This is a genomic window from Xenorhabdus hominickii (assembly GCF_002632725.1).
Taxonomy (GTDB): Bacteria; Pseudomonadota; Gammaproteobacteria; order Enterobacterales; family Enterobacteriaceae; genus Xenorhabdus; species Xenorhabdus hominickii.
In genome coordinates, this window is the sequence record NZ_NJAI01000001.1 from 647562 (window position 1) to 650787 (window position 3226).

Sequence of the window (3226 nt, forward strand, 5' to 3'; positions counted from 1 at the left end):
TGTCTGGCAGTTCCCTACTCTCACATGGGGAGACCCCACACTACCATCGGCGCTACGGCGTTTCACTGCTGAGTTCGGCATGGGGTCAGGTGGGACCACCGCGCTATTGCCGCCAGACAAATTCTGTTTCTCATCTCGAACAAGCTGATTAGTCTCTGAAACTGCTCTCTCACCCCAAAACACCTTCGGTGTTGTCAGGTTAAGCCGCACGGTTCATTAGTACTGGTTAGCTCAACGTCTCGCAACGCTTACACACCCAGCCTATCTACGTCCTCGTCTCGAACGTTCCTTTAGTGTCCTCTAGGGACAAGGGAAGACTCATCTCAAGGCAAGTTTCCCGCTTAGATGCTTTCAGCGGTTATCTCTTCCGCACTTAGCTACCGGGCAGTGCCATTGGCATGACAACCCGAACACCAGTGGTGCGTCCACTCCGGTCCTCTCGTACTAGGAGCAGCCCCTTTCAATCTTCCAACGCCCACGGCAGATAGGGACCGAACTGTCTCACGACGTTCTAAACCCAGCTCGCGTACCACTTTAAACGGCGAACAGCCGTACCCTTGGGACCTACTTCAGCCCCAGGATGTGATGAGCCGACATCGAGGTGCCAAACACCGCCGTCGATATGAACTCTTGGGCGGTATCAGCCTGTTATCCCCGGAGTACCTTTTATCCGTTGAGCGATGGCCCTTCCATTCAGAACCACCGGATCACTATGACCTACTTTCGTACCTGCTCGAGCTGTCACTCTCGCAGTCAAGCTAGCTTATGCCATTGCACTAACCTCACGATGTCCGACCGTGATTAGCTAACCTTCGTGCTCCTCCGTTACGCTTTGGGAGGAGACCGCCCCAGTCAAACTACCCACCAGACACTGTCCGCAACCCGGTTCACGGGCCTACGTTAGAACATCAAACATTCAAGGGTGGTATTTCAAGGTTGGCTCCATGCAGACTGGCGTCCACACTTCTCAGCCTCCCACCTATCCTACACATCAAGGCTCAAGGTTCAGTGTCAAGCTATAGTAAAGGTTCACGGGGTCTTTCCGTCTTGCCGCGGGTACACTGCATCTTCACAGCGAGTTCAATTTCACTGAGTCTCGGGTGGAGACAGCCTGGCCATCATTACGCCATTCGTGCAGGTCGGAACTTACCCGACAAGGAATTTCGCTACCTTAGGACCGTTATAGTTACGGCCGCCGTTTACTGGGGCTTCGATCAAGAGCTTCTCCTTACGGATAACCCCATCAATTAACCTTCCAGCACCGGGCAGGCGTCACACCGTATACGTCCACTTTCGTGTTTGCACAGTGCTGTGTTTTTATTAAACAGTTGCAGCCAGCTGGTATCTGCGACTGGCCTCGGCTCCAAGAGCGTGTCTTTTCACCTAACGCCAGCGTGCCTTCTCCCGAAGTTACGGCACCATTTTGCCTAGTTCCTTCACCCGAGTTCTCTCAAGCGCCTGAGTATTCTCTACCTGACCACCTGTGTCGGTTTGGGGTACGATTCAATGTTACCTGGAGCTTAGAGGCTTTTCCTGGAAGCGGGGCATCAGCTACTTCAGCACCGTAGTGCCTCGTTATCACGCCTCAGTGTTAACAGAAGAACGGATTTACCAATTCTTCCCACCTACACGCTTAAACCGGGACAACCGTCGCCCGGCCAGCCTAGCCTTCTCCGTCCCCCCTTCGCAGTAACACCGAGTACGGGAATATTAACCCGTTTCCCATCGACTACGCCTTTCGGCCTCGCCTTAGGGGTCGACTCACCCTGCCCCGATTAACGTTGGACAGGAACCCTTGGTCTTCCGGCGAGCGGGTTTTTCACCCGCTTTATCGTTACTTATGTCAGCATTCGCACTTCTGATACCTCCAGCATGCCTCACAGCACACCTTCGCAGGCTTACAGAACGCTCCCCTACCCAACAACACCTGAGTGTCGCTGCCGCAGCTTCGGTGCATGGTTTAGCCCCGTTACATCTTCCGCGCAGGCCGACTCGACCAGTGAGCTATTACGCTTTCTTTAAATGATGGCTGCTTCTAAGCCAACATCCTGGCTGTCTGAGCCTTCCCACTTCGTTTCCCACTTAACCATGACTTGGGGACCTTAGCTGGCGGTCTGGGTTGTTTCCCTCTTCACGACGGACGTTAGCACCCGCCGTGTGTCTCCCGTGATAACATTCTTCGGTATTCGCAGTTTGCATCGGGTTGGTAAGTCGGGATGACCCCCTAGCCGAAACAGTGCTCTACCCCCGAAGATGAATTCACGAGGCGCTACCTAAATAGCTTTCGGGGAGAACCAGCTATCTCCCGGTTTGATTGGCCTTTCACCCCCAGCCACAAGTCATCCGCTAATTTTTCAACATTAGTCGGTTCGGTCCTCCAGTTAGTGTTACCCAACCTTCAACCTGCCCATGGCTAGATCACCGGGTTTCGGGTCTATACCCTGCAACTTAACGCCCAGTTAAGACTCGGTTTCCCTGCGGCTCCCCTATACGGTTAACCTTGCTACAGAATATAAGTCGCTGACCCATTATACAAAAGGTACGCAGTCACCCTGATAAATCAAGGCTCCCACTGCTTGTACGTACACGGTTTCAGGTTCTGTTTCACTCCCCTCGCCGGGGTTCTTTTCGCCTTTCCCTCACGGTACTGGTTCACTATCGGTCAGTCAGGAGTATTTAGCCTTGGAGGATGGTCCCCCCATGTTCAGACAGGATACCACGTGTCCCGCCCTACTCGTCGAACTCACACCACCTGCGTCTTCAGATACGGGGCTATCACCCTTTACTGCCGGCCTTTCCAGACCGTTCTCCTGACGCGGATGCTGATGTTGGTTCTGGGCTGCTCCCCGTTCGCTCGCCGCTACTGGGGGAATCTCGGTTGATTTCTTTTCCTCGGGGTACTGAGATGTTTCAGTTCCCCCGGTTCGCCTCATTAACCTATGAATTCAGTTAATGATAGTGCAACGGATTGCACTGGGTTTCCCCATTCGGGTATCGCCGGTTATTGCGGTTCATATCACCTTACCGGCGCTTATCGCAGATTAGCACGCCCTTCATCGCCTCTGACTGCCTAGGCATCCACCGTGTACGCTTAGTCGCTTAACCTCACAACCCGAAGGTGTCTTCGGACTGGAGTGATTGAGAGACTCCTCAATACTGCCGCCTTAGCGCGGTTACAGTACTGATTGTTTCAAATTTTCAGCTTGTTCCAGATTGTTAAAGAGCA

At 53.3% G+C, this 3226-nt stretch carries 2 rRNA genes; both read right to left on the bottom strand.

Features of this window, described 5'->3' with window-relative positions:
• Window position 1: 1 nt before the first annotated feature.
• Window positions 2–117 (bottom strand): 5S ribosomal RNA (gene rrf, locus Xhom_RS48790).
• Window positions 118–195: 78 nt separating this feature from the next.
• Window positions 196–3105 (bottom strand): 23S ribosomal RNA (locus tag Xhom_RS48795).
• Window positions 3106–3226: the final 121 nt, after the last annotated feature.